The organism is Mariniradius sediminis (assembly GCF_021491425.1).
In the GTDB taxonomy this organism is placed as follows: Bacteria; Bacteroidota; Bacteroidia; order Cytophagales; family Cyclobacteriaceae; genus Mariniradius; species Mariniradius saccharolyticus.
Genome location: NZ_JAKEVZ010000004.1, coordinates 78,021 through 94,902 on the forward strand (window position 1 = coordinate 78,021; position 16,882 = coordinate 94,902).

Below are 16,882 nucleotides of genomic sequence, written 5' to 3' on the forward strand. Positions count from 1 at the left end.
AGGCTCCAATTTGGAGCCTTGTTTTATTTCTAGGTCGCGCGGATCGCCTCGACAGGGTCAAGTCTTGCGGCCACGATTGCTGGAACCAAACCGGAAACTAGTCCAATCACGGATGCAATCCCGATTCCCAAGACGATGTTTTTGAGTGAGAGTATCAGCTCGAGCGAGCCAAGTTGAATAAATGTCAATGCATATACGATCAGTAGACCTGCAAAACCTCCAATAAGGCTTAGGAAAATCGCTTCAAACAAGAATTGGAACAGAATGAAGTAGTTTTTTGCGCCGAGTGATTTTTGGATACCGATGATATTGGTCCTTTCTCTCACGGAGACAAACATGATGTTGGCGATGCCGAATCCACCCACGAGGATCGAAAATCCGCCGATCACCCACCCCGCACCCGAGATTACGTCAAACACCGATCCGATTGTATCCATCAAGAATTCGGATTTATTGAGGGAGAAATTGTCCTCTTCTGCAGGTTTCAAACCCCTTTTGGCGCGCATCAGTCCCACTAATTCATTCTCGAGAGAAACCAGTCCGATGTCTGTTTCCTGCCCCTTCACGGCAATACTGGGTTCGATGCCGTTTTTTCCAACATAAAACAATTTCGTGAAGCTAAAGTACGGGATCATGATCGCTTGATCTTTGGAGGCAATCTCGAAAAGGCCCTCGCCCTCTTCCTCAAAAATCCCAATGACTACAAACTTCCGTCCCTTGATCTTGATTTCTTTTCCAAGGGCATCGGTGCCGGGAAAAAGCGTACTTGCGATCTTGGTCCCAATCAGCGCCACGTTCCTTGCTGAGCTTATTTCGGATTCTGTAAAAAACCTTCCGGATTGCAGTGGAAGGTCATATACATCTTGGTAGGTATAAGTGATTCCTGTAAGGTCTGCACCTTGGAAGGCATTGCTGGCTTGCTGCACAGTAGTATTGGCAGAGGCTGAAAAGGAAACCGCTTCACTGTTTTTGAGATTTTCCCTCAAAAAAAGGTATTCGGAATAGGTATTATACGGCCTTCGGATAAACTTCCACCATGGATAATCCGGTCCACCGACAAAAAAGAATCGGTTGACAGTGACGACATTCGTGCCTAGAAAGGTGAAGCTGGATTTGATGTTTTTCTCCAAGGAATCCACCAAGGTGAACACTGCGATGATCGCAAAAATCCCGACTGTAACCCCGAGCAGGGATAGCACGGTGCGGGTGAGGTTTGATTTGAGGGCCTGCATCGCGAAGCGGATACTTTCCCACACGAGGTTGATAAATTGCACGTAGTTGGTTTGTTTAAAAACTAATCAGCAATATAAGTAGAATTGGGGATTTTTATTTTTAACTTTGCACTTTTTAAATATTAAAGAAAGATTAATCAACATAGCATACCCTACTCATTCACCATATGAAGTTATCCGACTTTAAATTAGACATCCCCAGAAAACTCATCTCCCTTTACCCAACACCCAACAGAGACGAATCCCGTTTGATGGTAGTCCACAAAAAAACCGGGCAAATTGAGCATCGGGTTTTCAAGGATATCATTGAATACTTCGGAGACGGCGACGTGTTCGTGATCAACGATACGAAGGTATTTCCTGCGAGGTTGTATGGAAATAAGGAAAAGACAGGCGCGAAGATAGAGGTGTTCCTGTTGAGGGAACTCAATCAAGACTTGAGGCTTTGGGATGTATTGGTGGATCCTGCACGGAAAATCAGGGTTGGTAATAAGCTGTATTTCGGTGACTCCGACTTGGTGGCTGAAGTAATCGACAATACAACCTCCAGAGGAAGAACCATAAGGTTTCTCTTTGATGGTTCGGATGAGGAATTTTATAAGACTATCGACAGCCTAGGCGAGACTCCTTTGTTGAAAGAATATATCGAAAGGAAAATCGAAGCAGAAGACAGGGATAGGTATCAGACAATTTTTGCGAAGCACGTCGGTGCTGTCGCTGCCCCGACTGCGGGCATGCACTTTACGCCGCATTTGCTGAAGCGCTTGGAGCTGAGGGGAGTGGATGTCACGCCTATTACATTGCATGTGGGCTTGGGGACATTTAGGCAGGTAGATGTGGAAGATCTGACCAAGCACAAAATGGATTCTGAAAATTACGATATCCCACAGAAGACCGTCGACTTGGTCAACGAAGCCTTGGATAATAAAAAGCGAGTAGTTGCCGTCGGTACGACTTCCTTGAAGACCCTGGAATCTTCCGTAACCGCGAATGCCAGACTAAAAATCAGCAAAGGCTGGACCGATAAATTTATCATCCCTCCCTATGATTTCAAGATTGCAAACGCCTTGATTTCCAACTTCCACCTTTCTGAATCTACGTTGCTGATGACAGTGGCTGCCTTTGGCGGGTATGATTTGGTGATGAAAGCCTACAAAGAAGCAATCAAGGAAAAATACAGGTTCTTCTCCTACGGAGACGCGATGTTGATCCTCTAAAAAATGAAGGGCTCGAAAGGGCCCTTTTTTATTGTTCACAATTCGATCATTTTTGGATAAAATAAGGCGAGATGTAAAAAGATAGCTTTGCGCCAAAAAGAACAAGTATGAAGAAATTTGCACTGATAGTCGCCGGTGGCAGCGGAAAAAGAATGGGGGCGCCCATTTCCAAGCAGTACCTTCCTGTAGCGGGGAAGCCCATTTTGATGCATACCCTAGAGCGGTTCCGGGATGCGGTTCCCGATGTGGAATTAATTTTGGCAATTCCGTCGGCTGATTTTGACTATTGGGAATCATTAATATTGGATTACAAATTCACCATTCCGCATCGCTTGGTCGGGGGCGGAAAAAGTCGTTTTCAATCAGTTAAAAATGGCCTTGACGCGATCAATTCAGAAGTAGGGCTGGTGGCAATTCATGATGGCGTACGCCCATTTGTCAGACATGAGGTGATTCGGGAGAGTTTTGAAGTTGCAGAAAAGACAGGGTCGGCGATTGCAGTAGTCCCGTTGAAGGATTCGATCCGCAGGCTTTCGGACGACGGAAAATCCTTTTTCCAAGAAAGGCAATACTTCCGCCTGGTCCAGACACCCCAGACTTTTCAGTTGGCGAAAATAAAAAGGGCTTTTCAGGTCCCTGAGTTGGTGCATTTCACCGATGATGCCACGGTGTATGAGCATCAGGGATGGCAGGTGACTTTGATTTCGGGAAATGCCGAAAACATCAAAATTACAACGCCGGAGGACATGGATTTCGCCGAGTACTTGGCAAGTAAGACCGGACACTGATTTTTTTTACCGATTAAATCGTGGTGTTCACCGAGTTTTGGTCGGTGATTGCCTAATCCCACTCAGATTTCGGAGGCGATCGGCCTAGTTTTGACACATCATCTGAAACAAAAACCTAATTTTAAAGACCATGTCAAAACGTAAATTCAATTCCGGAAACAACGACATCACGGCAGGTATCGTGATTCTCATCATCGGTGGTGTGCTTTTGCTCAAAGCCCTCGGTATTTGGTTCCCATCTTGGGTATTCACCTGGCCAATGATCCTTATCGCCATTGGTGTGGTAAGCTTGGTAAAAAACAAGTACCAAAGCGGATTCGGAGTGTTCATGATTCTTTTTGGTTCATTCTTCTTGGTAAAAAAGAATTTCGGTTTCCCGGTTGAATTCGAACCATTTTTGATTCCAGCGGGCTTGATACTCTTGGGCCTTTACCTGATTGCCAAAAAGCAACGCAATGACAAGATGTTCAACGAGGATTTTTTCAAGTCCTACCAAAAAAATGTCAACAATCCATCCGACCCAAATGCAGGAGGTGAAGGAACCAGTACTTTCCGAAATGGGACTTTTGTTGAAACAGGAGATGTCTTGAATGCGCAGGCACTCTTTACGGGGATACAAAAGCGGGTACTATCCAAAAACTTCAGGGGAGGCAAGACCTCCGCAATTTTCGGTGGCACCGAGATTGACCTTTCGCAGGCGGATATCGCTGACGGCGCCATTCTCAATGTGGAAGTAGCTTTCGGTGGGGTGAAATTGGTGGTGCCACCACATTGGGACCTGCAGATCAACGTGTCCAATATCTTCGCAGGGATCGAGGACAAGCGCATGTACAACCCCAACGTGGCGGATTCTACCAAGGTGTTGAAAATCTACGGCTCGATCATCTTCGGAGGCCTTGAAATCAAATCCTTCTAAACAGTGATCCGGGACATCATTTTTGCGAAGAGTCTGAATTGGCTAAAGGCCTTGGCTGTCATCCTCCTTGGGATGACGGCCATAGTTTTTCTCCTGCAGCACTACGGCTATCCAATTTCATTGGCATTGACAGATAGCGCCGTTGTAATCGTCCTTTTGCTCATAGGTTTGACGATGCTGGAGAATGTCTTTCGGTTTTATGTACCGAAAAGCTCTGAGTGGTGGCTTGTCGTTTTGCTATCAGTCATGCTGTCAGTTGTGCTGACATTTTTAGGCAGCTATCTGATGCAGTGGCTGATGACAAATAATTCAGGATACCTTGAAATGGTGGCGTTTTCGTATCCTATTCGGCTGATGTTTTTTATCCTCATGAGTTTGGCTTGGTCGACGATCTTGGTTTTTTATGGAAAAGTTGACGATCAAATAAAAACCAAGGAGCGCCAGGAGAAAATTGCCCAGATGGCAAAGGAGGCTGAGCTTTTCCATTTGCGCCAGCAACTTCAGCCGCATTTCCTTTTCAACAGCCTCAATTCCATCAGTGCGCTTGTCAAGAGCCAACCCGACAAAGCACGTGAAATGGTCCTGCAATTGGCGGATTTCCTCCGGGGAACGATCAAGAAGGATGATAAAAAGTGGCTGTCTGTGGAGGAGGAACGGAATTACTTGGAGCTTTATTTGGAGATCGAAAAGGTCCGGTTTGGACATCGTCTTTCGGTCGTTTTCAAAGTAGATGAAAATAGCCTCTCGATGAAACTCCCGCCGCTGATGGTGCAGCCACTTCTGGAGAATGCCATCAAGCACGGACTATACGGTATCACAGGAGAGGTCCAAATCAGCCTGGAATTTGCCAAAATTGGCAACGACTTGCAGGTCCTGATTTCAAATCCTTATGATCCAAGCATGGGAGGGGAGCCCTCCGGCGAGGGTTTTGGATTGGAGTCCGTGAAGCGAAGGCTGTTCCTATTGTATGGGAGGGCGGATTTGCTGTCGACCCAAACCCATCAAAACGAGTTTTTGGTAACTTTAAAAATACCCCAATACTATGTTCAAAGTACTCATAGTGGATGATGAGCCTTTGGCTACAGAAATCGTCAAAGAATACTTGGCGGAATATCCCCAATTTGAAATCATCAAAGTTTGCCATGATGGCTTTGAAGGGCTCAAGGCATTGCAGACCTCGAAGCCCGACCTGATGTTTTTGGATGTGCAGATGCCGAAACTGAATGGTTTCGAATTGCTCGAATTGGTGGAAGATGCGCCGGCTGTAATTTTCACGACCGCATTTGACCAATATGCCCTCAAGGCCTTTGATACCCATGCAGTGGATTATCTGCTCAAGCCTTTTTCCAAAGCACGATTTGCAAAATCCATTGAGAAATTTCTACAGTTGGAGCAAACGGTGGCGCTGAAAGAGATGCTTGAATCCGAGGAGCGAACCCATCAAGAGGCTGCGCAGCGGGTCGTTCTCAAGGTGAAAAACGAGATTAAGATCATCCCGGTACCCGAAATCAAATACCTCGAGGCCAATGACGATTACGTCAATATTTTCACCAAAGAGGGGAAATTCCTGAAAAACAAGACACTTTCCTATTTTGAAAAGTCCCTGCCGCCCGATTCATTCGTGAGGGTTCATCGGTCCTACATGGTCAATATCGCCGAAATCACAAAAATTGAGCCGTATGAAAAGGAAGGGTACTTGTTGAAGTTGAGAGGGGGGGAAACGGTGCCCGTTAGCAAGACAGGCTATCCTAAGTTGAAGTCTGTTCTGGGATTGTAAACCTGTCAAAAAAAAGGAAAAGCCCGAAGTCGGGCTTTTTTAATATTCATCCTCGTTGAAGAAGAAGTCGTCTTTCGTCGGATAATCCGGCCAAATCTCTTCAATGTTTTCGTACGGTTCGCCGTCATCCTCTAGTTCTTGGAGGTTTTCTACAACTTCCAAAGGAGCACCGGAACGGATTGCGTAGTCGATCAACTCGTCTTTTGTCGCGGGCCATGGCGCATCTTCCAGGTAAGACGCAAGTTCTAATGTCCAATACATAGTGTCAGTTTTTAATGTTTACTGCCTCAGCGGCAAGCAAAAATAGAAATTGTTTTAAATTTTCAATTGTTAACTTAATATTTGTTCGAAAGTTCCTTCAGGATGAAATTTTTTACATCGACCTTTCTTTTCAGGGTGCTCAGTTTCTTTTTCATCATGATTTCAAAATCTGGTTCAGGGCTCCGGAAATTCTCCGTATTGTCCCGCACCGTAGCCAGTTCGCTCTCGTCGCGGTAGATCAAATCCTTGAGAATAGCCATTTTCAGTTTCTTTTGCTCGGCACGGTCCTTTTGGTCAAAATCGGGATATTTTCCTGTTACGAGCTTCTCAAGAAAGAGTTTCTCAAAAACGATCTCCGAGAAAAACTGAAACGAGCGGTTGACGAGATTGGCTTCCTTTGGCTTTCGCTGCGGCAGCTTTTTCCAGTCTGCCTGGAGGGTTTTTGCAGAAGAAATGATGTTCGGAGAGGTCGGCGCATAGGCCAATTTCTTCATCTCGTCGGTCATGGCTTCCATTTTTTTGAGCAGTTCCCAAGGTTTCATTTGGGGTTCGGTCTGCATCGTTCGTTTGAAGCGGCTGAAGATCCTGTTGTTCAACTTGGAAAACTCATCCCAGAGCGGTTTGCGCCTTTCGATCGGAACTTTGCCGGCAGCTTTCCATTCTTTTTGGATTTTTTTCGAAATCTCAAAAGAAGCCTTTGCGTCCTGCATGTCAAATGCATCGCGGGCTTGCTGCACCAAGTATTCGTAGATCTTGATGTTTTCTTCTGCCTGTAGGGCCAAGGCTTCAAAGAATTCCTTCCTTCTCTCAAAAAAGCCTTCGACAATGTCGTTGAAGCTGGATTCGATTTCCTCCTCAAATTCCTTGTCCACTGGGCCGGTTTTAATCCAGCGCATTTTGAGGTTTTTGAAGTCTTCGGCAGTCTTTTTCCAATCCGTGCTGTCTTTGATAGCTTCTGCCTCCAAGATTAGGCCGCGCTTTATTTCGAGGTTCCGTTCCCTGTTTTTTTGGATGATTTCATCAAGAAATGCTTGCAACTGGCTGAGTTCTTCGATCAAAGGAGGAAAGTCACCCAAGGCATCATAGGCATACAATGATTCCTTAAGGTGCACCAGCTTCATGAGGAAGGAGCCTTTGTTTTGGTTTTCCTCAATATCCTTTTTTAAGTTGTTGATTTTCTCGAGTAAGGCCGTGTAGCGATCTTCAAAATACTTGATCGTGGAGGCCTCGTCTTCCTTTACTTCTCCAATCACCCTGTCCGGCTGATTCAAAAATCCCTTGAGATAAACCTTGTTATCTTTAATGTACCCGTATGGATGCTCCATTGCGATTTAATAGGTTGTAGGTGGTGGGTTTATATTTTCCGCAAATTAATTAATTCAAAAGCATTATTCCTAAAGTACTCCGTTTTTTGCCATCTTTGTCGTTCTCCAAAATAAAATCCCTATTTATTTATCATGAGTGCAGAAAAAATCATCTTTTCCATGGCGGGAGTGAGTAAAATCTATCCTCCGCAGAAGAAAGTTTTGAAAGATATTTACCTCTCATTTTTCTATGGCGCCAAGATCGGCGTGCTTGGTCTCAATGGTTCTGGTAAGAGCTCCTTGCTTAGGATCATTGCCGGCATGGACAAGGATTTTATCGGGGAAGTAGTCTGGTCTCCGGGATATACGGTGGGCATGCTCGAGCAGGAACCCAAACTTGACCCGACCAAAACCGTCAAGGAAATCGTCGAGGAGGCTGTTGCTGGTACCGTCGCGTTGCTGAAGGAATTTGAGGAAATCAACGAGAAATTCATGGATCCAGCGCTGATGGACGATCCAGATGCGATGGACAAGCTGATCCAAAAACAAGGCGAAGTGCAGGAGAAACTCGACGCCGCCAATGCTTGGGAACTCGACGTGATGCTGGACAAAGCCATGGACGCCCTGAGGCTTCCTCCCAGCGATGCGATGGTCGGCAATCTCTCCGGTGGTGAAAAAAGAAGGGTGGCGCTTTGCCGTCTCCTGCTTCAGGAACCGGACGTGCTTTTGCTCGACGAACCGACCAACCACCTCGACGCTGAGTCCGTGCTTTGGCTCGAGCAGCACCTGCAGCAATACAAAGGAACGGTCATTGCCGTGACCCACGACCGTTATTTTCTGGACAATGTGGCCGGATGGATTCTGGAATTGGATAGGGGAGAAGGGATTCCATGGAAAGGAAACTACTCTTCCTGGCTGGAACAAAAGCAAAACCGACTGAAGCAAGAGGAAAAAACGGAATCCAAACGCCAAAAGACCCTAGAGCGCGAATTGGAGTGGATCCGCATGGCTCCCAAAGCCCGTCAAGCCAAAGGAAAAGCCCGTCTCAACGCCTACGACAAGTTGGTAGGTGAGGACGCCAAAGAGAAAGAAGCCAAACTCGAATTGTTTATCCCGCCCGGACCAAGATTGGGGGCCAAAGTGATCGAAGCCAATAAGGTTTCCAAAGCCTATGGCGACAAGCTGCTGTTTGAGGATTTGAGTTTTTCGCTTCCACAAGGCGGCATTGTCGGTATCATCGGGCCAAACGGCGCCGGAAAAACCACCCTTTTCAAATTGATCACGGGACAGGAAAAACCCGATTCCGGCAATTTTGAAGTGGGTGAGACCGTGAAACTGGCCTATGTGGACCAAGAACACGATCGCTTGGATCCCAACAAAACGGTATTCCAGACCATCTCCGAAGGCAACGAATTGATGAAACTGGGCAACAAAGAAGTCAACTCGAGGGCATACGTTTCGAAGTTCAACTTTGCAGGCTCTGACCAGGAAAAGAAGGTAGGCATACTGTCAGGAGGCGAACGCAATCGGGTCCACCTGGCGCTGACGCTCAAGGAAGGCGGCAACCTGCTGCTTTTGGATGAACCTACCAACGACTTGGATGTCAATACGCTCCGTGCGCTGGAGGAAGCTTTGGAAAACTTCGGCGGCTGTGCGGTGATCATTTCCCACGACAGGTGGTTTTTGGACAGGATTTGTACACACATCTTGGCCTTTGAGGGCGATTCCCAGGTGTATTGGTTTGAAGGCAACTTCTCCGATTACGAGGAAAACAAGAAGAAAAGGCTGGGTGATGTGACGCCGAAGCGGATCAAATACAAGAAGCTGAGGTAGTCTTCGACAAAGAAACAAAGACGAAGACACGACAGGTAGGCCTACTTCAGGCCTGCCTTTTTTTTCTTAGTGAAAGCATAGTCAAAGAAAAGACAAGTGAGCACCTCTTGATCGGGACTTGGAAGCTTTTTCGGAAAAAATCCGAAAAATTTAATTTTGCTCAATCCCCCCCAAAACGGATAAGTCCAGAATTTATTACCTATTCCGTTAGGGGGGTGGTAAAATTATATTTGGTAAAAATTAGTTTTCCTTCGTTATTGAAATTTTTCAAGATTTTATTGAACTGTCATTTTTTTGTTTTTCAGGACTTTTTACTAGTTATTGTCTCACAGTCTTATTCATTTTCGATTTCAGTTCCGATATAAAGATTTTGGAATTGATTTTGGGCGATTCGTCAAAAAAAAAAGATAACTAAAATACCTGATTATGAGGTGCCTATCAATAATCCTTTTGATTGGTTTTTTGTCTCTTCTTCAAAAAGCCGAACGCGATCCACGATTAGTTGGAAAGTGGACGATGCTTTACTCAAAAGATGCGAATGGCAAAATCATCAAAGATGAATTCTTCGGTAAAAATTATATTGAAGAATACACAAAAGACGGGAGGCTAATACTAGACCCCCAATTTTTATTAGATGATATGAAACGATTAGGTGAAATCACTAAACTTGACTATGCTTCGATACCTACGTTTCAATGGACTACGATTAACAATAACACCCTAAGAATTAATTATGGAGAACTTGGAAGCAAAGACAATCGATATGGCTTTTTAGGCGATACTCTCCTTTTAGGGTATTCAAATGGAAATGTCCGCTTCCTGCTTAGAGGCAAATAGCGTTCGTTGTTCTGATTACGATAATTCTTTGATGGTTCCTCCTGAATCAAAGAGTGACGTAATTTGAATCTCAAAAAAGGATAAACCTATGAAAAATATTCTTTTTCTTTTGTTTATAGCGATTTGTAAAGAGTCTTCTTTTGTGCACATAAAGAGGAACCCATTTACAACCGAGTTGACCAATTCTATTGCTTTGGCTGTTTTGGAACGGAATAGTGTAAAGATCCAATTGAGTGAAAATCATGATAGAGTTAATTCAACCTGTTCGGTCAAGTTGGAAATAACAGACAATATCATCCGCGATGCCTGCGCCACAAGAATAGGTGCAGGCGATTTTTTTGAAATTCGACCCGATGGCAATGAAGGAATTGATTATAATACTGAAGAAAGGGGAGATCAAGCCATTTTCTTAGCGATGACTAAACCTTCGTCCCAAGCACTGCAGCAATCGAAGGCAACCAAGGTTGACAACAGAATCATTGGAACTTGGATTGAAAGAAATACACTTAATTTGGACGGTTCGGTAAACAAACAGAATGATAATTCCTCTAAAAACTACAAAGCTATATACACAAAAGATGGACGTTTTATCCCTGACAGTAGAATTTTCAGAGATGCAGCTAAAAAAGGAGGGGTTGAATTCCAATACACGGACATTCCCACTTATTATTTTTCCACAATGGATGACAGAATATTGACATTGAAGGTACCAAGTATAAACGCTTCCGAACAATTAACCTATGAGATCAAAGGAGATTCATTAATTCTTAACGATAGGAATGTTAATCGAATCTTCGTCAGAGAAAGAAGATGATGTGGTCGAAAAAGCTCATTTCTTGAATAATTGTTGTTTTGTTTGAAGGTTTTCTCTGAAGTGGTATAGGTTTTTCTTGTCCAGATATATAGAATTTCCGGTTCAACCAAATAGTAAAGAAATAGCAAAGCCCGATCATTTAGAGGCAACTTCTCCGATTACGAGGAAAACAAGAAGAAAAGGCTGGGTGATGTGACATCGAAGCGGATCAAATACAAGAAGCTGAGGTAGTCGAGTAAGCATTTGCTGATTGCATTTCAAAGAACCCCTGCAGGTAGATACTTGCCGGGGTTTCTTTTTGTCCCTGGCCCAAATACCCCAAAGATCAATATGGGGTATATTCCATGGTTCGGAAAGAGTTTTGCCTAAAGGCATTGACGAAAACCGATAAATTCACGTATATTTATACGTATTAAAGATATTGTTACGTGCAATGAAAACGAAACTTACCCTTAGTATTGATAAGGAGATTATAGAGAAAAGTCGTCTGATGGCTCAAAATAAACAGCTAAGCCTATCCTTTTTGATAGAAGATCTGCTGAATAAAGAAATTGAAAAAGACAGGCAAAAACAGCTTGCGCTCATCGGGGAATTACAAGGGATTGCCGGGAAAGTGAGTCCTGAAACAGATTGGAAACAGGTAATCCGTGAATCGGCATTTGAAAAGCATGGAAAATAGGGTTTTCATTGATACCAATGTTTTTCTTGACCTGATCTTGAACCGAGGAGATTTCGGCAATCGGGTGGGAAAATTTCTTGAATCAAGCGTCAATCAGCAAATGATTCTATTCACCTCTCCTGCCTGTATCCAAACAGTCATTTACGTACTTCAAAAGTCCAATTGTACCACAGATGTGATTAAGAGTACGATTTCAAAAATCAACCGATTGGTCAATTTGGCGCAAACCCAGTCAGAGGATATCGATCGAGCCATTCAATCCGATTTTGAAGATTTGGAAGATGCGATTCTTTACCAAACTGCAATTTCAAATCAATGTCGGTATTTCATCACAAGGAATATCAAGGACTTCCCAAAAAGTAGCCAAGATATCGAGGTGCTTCTACCTGAGGAATTTTAGAAACCCATCTGCACCATTTTCATCGTAATGTAAGTCATTTGGATCAGGTACTCGCAATGGGGTTTCCAACTTCTTTTTTTCATTTATCCCATCGTCTAAAACCTTCCTTCTGTATTTTGTCCCATGGTTTTGGGTTTACAAGAGTATCGATATTAAGACCTAGGACCCAAAAAATGATGAGCGGTTAGGAATTGTATTTCTATATACTCAATTTGAGACAATAGAAAAAGTAACCACTCAAATCAACCGATCTCATGAAAACCAACAGAAGGGAATTTTTGGCCAAAGTCGGCCTCGGAACAGCCGGAATGGCCGCGGTGCCATTTGGCATACAAGGAGCTACTACAGGCACAACCAACCATCAAGCCTCTGATGACGAACAGTTTTTGTTTATCGGCGATGACATCGCGATCGCCAATACCGCCTTTGGGAAAGTCCGTGGATACCAACTGAATGGTATTTATACTTTTCTCGGCGTGCCCTACGGAGAAAATACGACAGGGAAAAACCGCTTTATGCCGCCCCAAAAACCACAAAAATGGGAAGGCATCAAGGATACCATTTGGTGGGGAAATACCGCGCCACAAATCATGGATAACCGCTACGCAAATGTCCATTATTCCTTTGCCGACCATTGGAACTACGATGATGTGAGTGAGGATTGCCTGAAGCTGAATGTCTGGACACCGGCGATCGGCGATGGGAAAAAACGTCCCGTGATGGTTTGGCTGCACGGGGGTGGATTCACCAACGGCAATGCCATCGAGCAGGATGGCTATCATGGAGAGAACCTTTCCCGAAAAGGCGATCTCGTGTTCGTCTCCATCAACCACCGCTTGGGGCCCATTGGTTTTACTGATTTCTCAGGTGTGGGTGGAGCGAAGTATGCCAATTCAGGAAATGTGGGCATGCTGGATATCATCGCAGCCCTGCATTGGGTGCGTGACAATATCTCCAATTTTGGAGGTGATCCCGGCAATGTCACCATTATGGGGCAATCCGGCGGCGGCGCAAAAGTCACGGCTACCATGGCCATGCCCGCTTCCAAAGGTCTGGTACACAAAGGCGTGGCTTTAAGCGGGTCCATGTTGACGGCCAATGACCAAGAGTACAGCAGGAAGTTGGGCCATTATGTGATGGAAGCGGCGGGATTGACACCGGATACTTTGGACAAAATCCAGGAGCTCACTTGGCGTGAATACCTCGATGTGGCCTACAAAGCCTTGGATCGGATGCGCAAGGAATTTCCCCAGCCAGGATTCCGGGGAGGTTTCGCGCCGGTCGCCGATGGTGTCAATATCCCTAAGGGCGAGTTTTTCTCCAATCCAACCGGACATGAATCCGAGGTCCCACTGATGATTTGCACTACTTTTCACGAGTGGAGTGCCACCCGTACCAATCCCCAACTGGAAGCGGCAGATGCCAATGGTGCCATCGAGGCGCTCAAGCCAAGATTTGGCGATAAGGCAGGGGAAGTTTTCAAGGCATACCAAGCCAATTTTCCGGATAAAAAACCAGCCGAAATCATGGCCTTGGCTGCTTCCAACAGGCAAAATGCAGTAGCCTGCGGCAATGCGAAAGCCAAGCAGAAAGCACCAGTTTATATGGCTTGGTTTGGTTGGGAGCCTAACCTGTACAATGGCAGGATGCGGGCTTTCCACTGCATCGACATCTGTTTTTGGTTTGACAATACGGACAGGATGTACACGCATACCGGCGGCGGAAAGCGTCCGCGCGAACTTTCTGAAAAGATGTCAAGCGCTTTGATCGCCTTTATGAAAACCGGAAACCCTAACGCCGGCACCTTGCCCAACTGGCCGAAATTCACTGTGGCGAATGGTGAGACGATGGTACTCAACGACAAGAGTGAGGTAAAAAACGATCCCGACCGCGCCGCAAGAATGGCATTGCCAAGAGCCTAAACATGTCGCCAAAGCAAGCAACCAACAAGCCTTCGCCAAACACAGAATTCGGCGAGGGCTTTTTTTTGAACTTTCATCTTGGCAGTCGGGAAATTTGATTTGTCCGTAAGCGAACAATTTTGTTCGTGAAATTCCGGAAAATCACTCCAAAACGGCCTAAATTGTCATTTTTGGCGACTTTTATCTGGCACAAGGATGGCTTTTTGATGGGTGAATTGAGATTTGAGAATCAAGACACAAGAAGCAGGAAACAAGAGCCGCGACCGTGGACTATGGACTGTCGACTTAAAGACAATTTATGATTGTAGAGTTTAGATTGGACGAACAGGAAACAGTTGGCTTCAAGCTAATAACTATTAACTATTAACAAAAAAGAAACAGGTGCCGAACCTATTGACTATCGATTCCTTTCGACTTCGCTTTGCAACCTAATAACTCAATAACCACTAACCAATCTCTCCCATGTTCAAAAACTACCTCACCATCGCTTGGCGAAACCTCTGGAAGAATAGGGGGTTTTCTTTAATCAATATCTCCGGCTTGACTGTTGGGATGGCCGGTGCGATCATGATTTTGATGTGGATACATTTTGAGACTAGTTTCGACCAGTTTCACAGCAAAAGAGATCGACTTTTTGAGGTCTGGAACCAGGCGGAATTCAATGGACAATTGAACACTTGGAGCTATACTCCCAAGCCGCTTGGCCCGATATTGGGTAGCGAATATCCAGAAGTTGCAGCCTTCAGCCGATACCAATTCCCCTATGGGATGTTGGTCGCCTATGGCGATAAGAGACTGATGCAGGAATTGACCGTGGTAGATCCCGGGTTTTTTACCATGTTCGATTTTCCATTGAAAAAAGGAGATCCTGCGACGGTTTTGTCTAATCCAGAATCCGTGGTTATGACAGAAGATGCTGCAAGGCGGCTTTTTGGCGAGGAAGATCCGATTGGAAAAGAAGTATTGTTTGACAACCAAGTGTCGCTTTTGGTATCCGGTGTTTTGGCAGATTTGCCGGCAAATACAGATTTCAAATTTGACGTGGCGGTACCTTGGGCGCTCTACAAGCAGCTTGGCTACGAAGATGAATATTGGGGCAACAACAGCGTCAAGACCTACATCGAACTGCATCCGGAAGTCAGTCTCGAGACCGCCGCAGCGAATATCCGTGGCGTGACCAAGAAGTATTCGGATGAGGAAAATGACCTGATTCTCCATCCTGTTACCAAAATGCACCTTTACAATCACTACGAAAACGGTGTCTTGGCCGAAGGAAAAATGCAATTGGTGAAACAGTTTTTTTGGATCGCGATCCTCATTTTACTGATCGCTTGCATCAATTTCATGAACCTCAGTACTGCACGAAGTGAAAAACGGGCCAAGGAAGTGGGTATTCGAAAGTTATCAGGCGCGGGCAGGGAAAAGTTGATCTTCCAGTTTATCGGGGAGTCGATGGTGGTGGCCGTCATTGCGGCGGCTTTCGCGCTCGTAATTGTCGAAATATTGATACCCTATTTCAATAGCCTCATGGGGACTTCGCTCGCATTGCCATTTGCGAACCCGGGCTTTTGGATTTTGTTGTTTGGATTTGTGATCTTGACTGGATTGACTGCAGGTTCCTATCCGGCGTTTTTTCTCTCTGCCTTTGTCCCGGCAAAGGTGCTAAAGGGCAAAGCAACTTCGCACAGATCAGCTTTTTCCCTAAGAAAAGTGTTGGTCGTGACCCAGTTTGCCTTTGCGGTTATTCTGATTGCCGCAACTTTGGTAATCAAATCCCAGATTGATTATGGTCAAAACCGCAATGCAGGGTACGATCGGGACCAATTGGTGTACCATATCTTAACGGAAGACCTGTCCAGGAATTATGAGACTTTCCGAAATGAGTTGCTAAGCTCTGGTGCGGCCATATCCGTTTCCCGCACGATGTCTCCGATGTCTTCTACTTGGAGCAATACCTGGGGTATGTCTTGGCCCGGCAAGGATCCCAACCAAACAATTACCATCGAACGCTTCAGTTCCGATGCGGATTTGGTCAAGACAGCGGGCCTTAGCTTAGTTTCTGGACGTGACATCGACATTTTCCAACATGCTTCGGATTCAAACGCAGTCCTCCTCAACCAAACCGCAGTTGAAGTTATGGGTTTTGAAGAACCATTGGGCCAGGTAATTCAGGACAATGGGTCTGACTGGCTTGTCGTCGGTGTTGTTGAAGATTTTATCTTGAATTCACCTTTTGATAAAGTAAATCCCTTGGTGATTTTTGGCCCGGGCAGCTGGTACAATGTACTGCATGTGCGTCTAAATCCCGCCAATGCCGTCTCGGACAACCTGGCAACGATGGAGGGTTTGTTTGGGAAGTTCAATCCAAATTTTCCATTTCAATACACTTTTGTTGATCAGGAATATGCCGCAAAATTCCGGACCGAGGAGCGGGTGGGAACATTGACGCTTTGGTTTTCCGGTTTGGCAATCTTCATTTCATGTCTTGGATTGTTCGGATTGGCAGCTTTTATGGCCGAGCAGCGGATGAAGGAAATCAGCGTCAGGAAGGTTTTGGGGGCTTCTTCTTCTCGGGTAGTGGCATTATTGACGTCCGATTTTGTAAAGCTCGTGCTTATTGCCCTGCTGATCGCAATCCCGATTTCTTGGTATTTCATGAGTGAATGGCTCAAGGACTTCAACTATCGTATCGAATTGGATGTTTGGATATTCCTCCTTGTTGCAGTTATAACCTTGCTCATAGCCATACTGACTGTGAGTTCACAAGCGCTGAAAGCAGCCTGGTCCAATCCGGTGGATGCACTGAAGGGAGAGTAGCAGTGAGACATGAGATTTGAGATATCAAATATGAGGCACTAGAAATCAGATCCAAGATACAAGAGCCTCAGCTATGGACTATAAA

General features: G+C 45.2%; 15 protein-coding genes. 12 read left to right on the top strand and 3 right to left on the bottom strand.

The annotated features are described in order from the left end of the window. Nucleotides 1-29: 29 nt before the first annotated feature. Complete coding sequence (locus L0U89_RS06485) at nucleotides 30-1,274, bottom strand: ABC transporter permease (RefSeq protein ID WP_234860787.1); 1,245 nt, start codon at nucleotides 1,272-1,274, stop codon at nucleotides 30-32. A gap of 125 nt (nucleotides 1,275-1,399) precedes the next feature. Here L0U89_RS06485 and queA point away from each other — a divergent pair, with 125 nt between their 5' ends. The 5 genes from queA (at nucleotide 1,400) to L0U89_RS06510 (ending at nucleotide 5,930) form a co-directional block, all read left to right on the top strand. After that, complete coding sequence (gene queA, locus L0U89_RS06490; RefSeq protein WP_040479309.1) at nucleotides 1,400-2,449, top strand: tRNA preQ1(34) S-adenosylmethionine ribosyltransferase-isomerase QueA; 1,050 nt, start codon at nucleotides 1,400-1,402, stop codon at nucleotides 2,447-2,449. Between the two features lie 107 nt (nucleotides 2,450-2,556). After that, the gene (locus L0U89_RS06495; protein ID WP_234860788.1) at nucleotides 2,557-3,237 is read left to right on the top strand and encodes a 2-C-methyl-D-erythritol 4-phosphate cytidylyltransferase; all 681 of its coding nucleotides are present in this window, start codon (nucleotides 2,557-2,559) and stop codon (nucleotides 3,235-3,237) included. 130 nt (nucleotides 3,238-3,367) lie between these two features. Continuing rightward, on the top strand, nucleotides 3,368-4,153 hold the full coding sequence (locus L0U89_RS06500) for a LiaF transmembrane domain-containing protein (protein WP_234860789.1): 786 nt from the start codon (nucleotides 3,368-3,370) through the stop codon (nucleotides 4,151-4,153). A gap of 3 nt (nucleotides 4,154-4,156) precedes the next feature. Beyond that, complete coding sequence (locus L0U89_RS06505; RefSeq protein ID WP_234860790.1) at nucleotides 4,157-5,221, top strand: sensor histidine kinase; 1,065 nt, start codon at nucleotides 4,157-4,159, stop codon at nucleotides 5,219-5,221. Then, complete coding sequence (locus L0U89_RS06510) at nucleotides 5,196-5,930, top strand: LytR/AlgR family response regulator transcription factor (RefSeq protein ID WP_234860791.1); 735 nt, start codon at nucleotides 5,196-5,198, stop codon at nucleotides 5,928-5,930. Before L0U89_RS06505 ends, L0U89_RS06510 begins: the two co-directional genes overlap by 26 nt. Nucleotides 5,931-5,969: 39 nt before the next feature. On the opposite strand, the gene L0U89_RS06515 is transcribed toward L0U89_RS06510, so the two are convergent. Next, entirely contained in the window at nucleotides 5,970-6,191 is a 222-nt protein-coding gene (locus L0U89_RS06515) for a DUF2795 domain-containing protein (RefSeq protein WP_008625540.1), read from the bottom strand. Nucleotides 6,192-6,265: 74 nt separating this feature from the next. Beyond that, nucleotides 6,266-7,516 (bottom strand): DUF349 domain-containing protein, encoded by a 1,251-nt coding sequence (locus L0U89_RS06520; protein WP_234860792.1) that lies wholly within the window; start codon nucleotides 7,514-7,516, stop codon nucleotides 6,266-6,268. A gap of 132 nt (nucleotides 7,517-7,648) precedes the next feature. Here L0U89_RS06520 and ettA point away from each other — a divergent pair, with 132 nt between their 5' ends. The 7 genes from ettA to L0U89_RS06555 all read left to right on the top strand — a co-directional run bounded on the left by ettA (nucleotide 7,649) and on the right by L0U89_RS06555 (nucleotide 16,797). Continuing rightward, on the top strand, nucleotides 7,649-9,328 hold the full coding sequence (gene ettA, locus L0U89_RS06525; protein ID WP_234860793.1) for an energy-dependent translational throttle protein EttA: 1,680 nt from the start codon (nucleotides 7,649-7,651) through the stop codon (nucleotides 9,326-9,328). A 426-nt stretch (nucleotides 9,329-9,754) separates the two neighbouring features. After that, a complete protein-coding gene (locus L0U89_RS06530) occupies nucleotides 9,755-10,165 on the top strand; it encodes a hypothetical protein (RefSeq protein WP_234860794.1) in 411 nt (136 codons plus the stop codon). A gap of 88 nt (nucleotides 10,166-10,253) precedes the next feature. Continuing rightward, nucleotides 10,254-10,979, top strand: coding sequence for a hypothetical protein (locus L0U89_RS06535; RefSeq protein ID WP_234860795.1), 726 nt, complete (start codon nucleotides 10,254-10,256; stop codon nucleotides 10,977-10,979). Between the two features lie 433 nt (nucleotides 10,980-11,412). Further along, nucleotides 11,413-11,658 carry a DUF6364 family protein gene (locus tag L0U89_RS06540; protein ID WP_234860796.1) on the top strand — a complete coding sequence of 82 codons (246 nt, stop codon included), beginning with the start codon at nucleotides 11,413-11,415 and terminating at the stop codon, nucleotides 11,656-11,658. Next, a complete protein-coding gene (locus L0U89_RS06545) occupies nucleotides 11,648-12,058 on the top strand; it encodes a type II toxin-antitoxin system VapC family toxin (protein WP_234860797.1) in 411 nt (136 codons plus the stop codon). The genes L0U89_RS06540 and L0U89_RS06545 overlap by 11 nt, the downstream gene beginning before the upstream one ends. 254 nt (nucleotides 12,059-12,312) lie before the next feature. Continuing rightward, complete coding sequence (locus tag L0U89_RS06550; RefSeq protein WP_234860798.1) at nucleotides 12,313-13,980, top strand: carboxylesterase/lipase family protein; 1,668 nt, start codon at nucleotides 12,313-12,315, stop codon at nucleotides 13,978-13,980. A gap of 462 nt (nucleotides 13,981-14,442) precedes the next feature. Beyond that, nucleotides 14,443-16,797, top strand: coding sequence for an ABC transporter permease (locus L0U89_RS06555; RefSeq protein ID WP_234860799.1), 2,355 nt, complete (start codon nucleotides 14,443-14,445; stop codon nucleotides 16,795-16,797). Nucleotides 16,798-16,882: the final 85 nt, after the last annotated feature.

Coding starts and splice junctions, on each gene's coding strand:
- L0U89_RS06555 (WP_234860799.1), top strand. CDS start 14,443: ATGTTCAAAAACTACCTCACCATCGCTTGGCGAAACCTCTGGAAGAAT.
- L0U89_RS06535 (WP_234860795.1), top strand. CDS start 10,254: ATGAAAAATATTCTTTTTCTTTTGTTTATAGCGATTTGTAAAGAGTCT.
- L0U89_RS06495 (WP_234860788.1), top strand. CDS start 2,557: ATGAAGAAATTTGCACTGATAGTCGCCGGTGGCAGCGGAAAAAGAATG.
- L0U89_RS06545 (WP_234860797.1), top strand. CDS start 11,648: ATGGAAAATAGGGTTTTCATTGATACCAATGTTTTTCTTGACCTGATC.
- queA (WP_040479309.1), top strand. CDS start 1,400: ATGAAGTTATCCGACTTTAAATTAGACATCCCCAGAAAACTCATCTCC.
- L0U89_RS06550 (WP_234860798.1), top strand. CDS start 12,313: ATGAAAACCAACAGAAGGGAATTTTTGGCCAAAGTCGGCCTCGGAACA.
- L0U89_RS06530 (WP_234860794.1), top strand. CDS start 9,755: ATGAGGTGCCTATCAATAATCCTTTTGATTGGTTTTTTGTCTCTTCTT.
- L0U89_RS06500 (WP_234860789.1), top strand. CDS start 3,368: ATGTCAAAACGTAAATTCAATTCCGGAAACAACGACATCACGGCAGGT.
- L0U89_RS06510 (WP_234860791.1), top strand. CDS start 5,196: ATGTTCAAAGTACTCATAGTGGATGATGAGCCTTTGGCTACAGAAATC.
- L0U89_RS06520 (WP_234860792.1), bottom strand. CDS start 7,516: ATGGAGCATCCATACGGGTACATTAAAGATAACAAGGTTTATCTCAAG.
- L0U89_RS06540 (WP_234860796.1), top strand. CDS start 11,413: ATGAAAACGAAACTTACCCTTAGTATTGATAAGGAGATTATAGAGAAA.
- L0U89_RS06515 (WP_008625540.1), bottom strand. CDS start 6,191: ATGTATTGGACATTAGAACTTGCGTCTTACCTGGAAGATGCGCCATGG.
- ettA (WP_234860793.1), top strand. CDS start 7,649: ATGAGTGCAGAAAAAATCATCTTTTCCATGGCGGGAGTGAGTAAAATC.